Origin of the sequence: Streptacidiphilus carbonis (assembly GCF_000787775.1) — a bacterium.
Lineage (GTDB): Bacteria > Actinomycetota > Actinomycetes > Streptomycetales > Streptomycetaceae > Streptacidiphilus > Streptacidiphilus carbonis.
Map to the genome: position 1 here is coordinate 1 of NZ_BBPM01000128.1, position 4,300 is coordinate 4,300.

General features: G+C 67.6%; 3 protein-coding genes and 1 pseudogene. 3 read left to right on the forward strand and 1 reads right to left on the reverse strand.

Annotated elements, in window-relative coordinates; translation table 11 throughout:
- Positions 1-195, reverse strand: a pseudogene (locus TR46_RS40545) (chloride channel protein); the annotation flags it as partial.
- Between the two features lie 437 nt (positions 196-632).
- Here TR46_RS40545 and TR46_RS37470 point away from each other — a divergent pair.
- The 3 genes from TR46_RS37470 to selA all read left to right on the forward strand — a co-directional run.
- Positions 633-1,796 (forward strand): cysteine desulfurase family protein, encoded by a 1,164-nt coding sequence (locus tag TR46_RS37470; RefSeq protein ID WP_042411765.1) that lies wholly within the window; start codon positions 633-635, stop codon positions 1,794-1,796.
- A gap of 157 nt (positions 1,797-1,953) precedes the next feature.
- Entirely contained in the window at positions 1,954-3,012 is a 1,059-nt protein-coding gene (gene selD, locus TR46_RS37475) for a selenide, water dikinase SelD (RefSeq protein WP_042411771.1), read from the forward strand.
- Between the two features lie 57 nt (positions 3,013-3,069).
- The coding region (selA, locus tag TR46_RS40550) for an L-seryl-tRNA(Sec) selenium transferase (protein WP_042411774.1) at positions 3,070-4,300 on the forward strand (1,231 nt) is incomplete at its 3' end.

Consider the following 4,300-nt stretch of genomic DNA (forward strand, 5'->3'; position numbering starts at 1 on the left):
AGCGCCCATGCCGACGATCCCGTAGGCGCCCGCGGATCCGGCCACGGCGGGCAGGAGTTGGTGGGCTCCCTGGCCGAAGGCGGATCCGAGCATCGCGCCGACGAACAGGCTGGGGGCGAAGACGCCGCCGGAGCCGCCGATGCCGATGGTCAGCGAGGTGGCGAGCATTTTGCCGGCCAGCAGGGCCAGGAGGAACAGCAGACTTCCCCGAGCAAGCCACTGACCTGCATAAATACAGCAGGAACAGCGTCTGATCTGCGATAATCACTCTCATTCGTTCTCGCCGTTTCCGATGGTTTCTCGTCCTCATGTGTGCTGAATCTGTGCTGCGGACGGTCCCCCTGGAGCCCACGGTTCACCGTGGGCAGCGCGCTGATGTCGAACGACTGGCCAAGGGTGTCGGTGAGGAGGTCCGCGAGTGCGTAAGCCCTGAGCAGCAAGCGCCAAAGTGCATCCCAGCGCCGAGGTTCCGCGCGAGTCGAAGGTGGCTGTCCTGCCATAGTGCCTGCCACGTTCGCACAACGACGCTGCCCGGCCGTTGCGCACGTGGCCGCAGAGCAGTCAGGCTGACTGATTGGCGGGATGCTGGAACGGCCAGTGGCCAGGCTGCCCGTGGAGACGGAGGTCGCCGCGTGACACTCGTACACCCCGGACTGCAGAACAGGCCGGTTTACCTGGACTACAACGCGACCACCCCGGTCGATCCGCGTGTGGTCGAAGCGATGGTTCCCTACCTTGCGGACGGATTCGGCAACCCCTCCAGCGTTCACCTCTACGGCGCCGAGCCCAAGGCGGCCCTGGAGTGTGCCCGCACTCAGGTCGCCGCCCTCATCGGCGCGGAGGCCGCCGAGGTAGTGTTCGTCGGCTCGGGTTCCGAGGCCGACAACCTCGCCGTTCGCGGCGCCGTCCTGGCCGTCGGCTACGACCTCCCGCAGGTCGTCACGCAGGTCACTGAACACCCAGCTGTCTTGGAAGCCTGCCAGGCTCTGGCGCGCCTGCACGGTGTCGAAGTGACGTATCTCCCGGTCGATCGTGATGGTTTGGTCAGCCCTGCGGCATTGGCTGCAGCGTTGACGGAGCGTACGGCTCTGGTCTCCATCATGGCAGCCAACAACGAGACCGGCGTTCTGCAGCCGATCAGCGAACTCGCCCGGATCACTCGCGCGTCCGGGGCCCTCTTCCACTGCGACGCCGCGCAGGCGGTCGGCAAAGTACCGCTGGACATAGAGGAGTTGGACGTGGATCTGCTGACGGTCGTCGGCCACAAGATGTACGCGCCGAAGGGCATCGCCGCCCTATATGTGCGCGCCGGCGTCGACCTGGAACCGCTGGTCTACGGCGGCGGCCAGGAAGGCGGGCTGCGCGCCGGCACGGAGAACGTCGCCCTCGCGGCCGCGCTGGGTGCGGCCGCCGAACTCGCAGCTCAAGAGCTCGCAGCTGGGGCTCATCTGCGCATCGCCGAGCAACGCGACCGCCTTCACAATCGCCTTGCCGAGTCCTTGCCCGGCCGGGTACGCCTGAACGGGCCCCTCCACGGCCGTCTGCCGAACACCTTGAACATCAGCATCGACGGCATCATGGGCCGTGACCTTCTTACCGCCGTCCCAGGGATCGCAGCCTCCACCGGATCGGCCTGCCACAGCGGCGACAGCACACCCTCACCGGTCTTGCGCGCGATGGGCCTGGACGACGCACGCGGCCTCGGAGCGGTACGGCTCTCGCTGGGTCGCTGGACCACCCCCGCCGATCTCGACCTCGCGGCCGAGCAACTCATCACCGTCGCCCGCTCCGCATGAGCGGAACGGTAGACGACCAGGCCGTACGTGCCGGGATGGCAGTCCAGACATCAGCGGGCGGGTGCACAGGTATTTCGCCCTTCTTCCGCGCCAGGCTTCGCGGCGTTACGGTCGGAGGTGCGTTCACAAGCCCGCCGACGTATCGGAGGCACAGCCGATGGCGAGTCCAGCCGCGCACGCTCCCCGGCTGACGGCGTTATCCCCAGGTGCGGGCTGCGCGTGCAAGCTGCCGCTCGCGAAGCTTGAAAGACTCTTCGCGTCAATGGACACGATCCAGCCCGCCTCCGGCGATCTGCTCGTTGGAGCAGCCGAGGGCGACGACGCCGCTGTGCTGCGCCAGGATGAGGGCCACGCTCTGGTCCTTACCACGGACTTCTTCACCCCGATTGTGGACGACCCTCGCGACTGGGGCAGGATCTCCGCGGCCAACGCTCTGTCCGATGTCTACGCGATGGGCGGTCGACCGCTCATCGCGGTGAATATCGCTGCGTGGCCGGGCGACGGGTTGCCGGTGGAGATCCTTGGCGAAGTACTGAGTGGCGGTGCCGAGGTGGCGGCCGCGGCCGGCTGTTTGGTAGCGGGCGGTCACACCATCGACGACCCTGTGCCCAAGTACGGCATGGCGGTCGTCGGAATGGCCGACCCACGGCATCTGATGACGATCGACCGCGCCGTGCCCGGCGACGTACTGATCCTCACCAAGCCCATCGGCACAGGCATCGTCGCGACAGCACTCAAGCGCGGTGCCGCCGGGGGCGCAACCCTGCGGGCTGCCGTCGATTCGATGACACTGCTCAACGCCGATGCAGGGCAGGCCGCTCTGGCCGCTGGGGTACGGGCAGCGACTGACGTCACCGGGTTCGGGTTGCTCGGGCACCTCCACCGGATGCTGACAGCGAGCGAGGCGGCCGCGACGGTGTACGGCGATCAGGTGCCGATCCTGCCCGATGCGGCGATGCTGGCACGGGATGGCTTCATCTCGGGTGGGACTCGCGCCAACGTCGAGCGGCTCCGTGAGGCCGTCGTCATGGATCCGGCGATAGCGCCCGAGACAGCTCTGCTACTGCACGACGCCCAGACTTCGGGCGGCCTGCTCCTGGCCGCGCCAACGGCCACAGCTGACGCCCTGCTCCACAACCTGCTCGGGCACGGCCTGTCAGCGGCCGTGATCGGCGAGGTCACACAGGGTGGTTCAGGCCGCATCACCGTGCACTAGGGCCGTGCTGTCCTTTGACATGCGACACAAGGGTTTGCACGCAAGGGGGAGCCGTACGTGGACGTCCGACGCGGTATCCCTCGGACAGATGCCCTTCTCGCTGATCCCCGATTCGCAGAGGCGGTGGATCGGCTTGGCACGGCTCTGGTCAAACAGGCGATCATCGCCGCACAGGAACGAGCCCGTCGCGGCGAGATTCCCCCGGAGGACGTACCAGGAGCAGTCTCGGCCACGCTGCCCCCGCGGGCGACGACGCTGCGCCCGGTACTCAATGCCACAGGTGCGTTGCTTCACACCAACTTGGGCCGCGCTCCGCTGTCGGCGGCTGCCCGTGATGCGCTCGCCACCGCCTCCGGCTGTACCGATGTCGAGTACGACCTGAAAACAGGCAAGCGCGCCATGCGGGGTCGCGGCATTCTGAGTGCACTGCGCGCAGCATGCCCAACCGCTGAGGCCGTTCTGGTCGTCAACAACAACGCGGCCGCGCTCGTGCTCGCCGCAACGGCCCTGGCCTCTGGGCGCGACATCATCATCAGCCGTGGGGAGATGGTGGAAATAGGAGACGGCTTCCGCATACCTGATCTACTGGTGGCCACCGGGGCGAGATTGCGGGAAGTCGGCACGACCAATCGCACCACCGTTGATGACTATGTCTCAGCCGTCGGGAAGGAGACCGGATTCATTCTGAAAGTGCACCCCTCGAACTTTCAGGTGCTCGGATTCACGAGGGAAGCCTCGATCCGGGAGCTTTCAAGGATCGAGGTGCCGGGGCCCGACGGCCACAGGAAGGTCCCCGTTGTCGTCGACATCGGCTCAGGGCTTCTCACCCCAGAACCGCTGCTGCCGGACGAACCGGACGCCGCGACAGCGCTGGCCGACGGCGCGGCATTGATCACCGCCAGCGGCGACAAGCTCCTCGGCGGACCCCAGGCGGGGCTGCTGCTCGGCCACGCTGACCTGGTCACCAGCCTGCGCAGGCACCCTCTGGCACGGGCACTCCGCGTCGACAAGCTGACGCTCGCCGCACTTGAAGCAACACTGATCGGCCCCCCGACCCCCACCGCACAGGCGCTGCACGAGCCTGTGCAACGGCTCAGAGAACGGGCTGGATCGCTCGCGGCCGAGCTGACCCGACACGGCGTCGACGCCCGCGCGGTCGACTGCCATGCGGTCATCGGGGGCGGAGGAGCACCGGGCGTCACCCTCCCGAGCGCGGCAGTCAGCCTGGCGGCGCCTTGGGCGGTCCCACTGCGAACGGGTGCACAGGCCATCGTCGGCCGGATCGAGT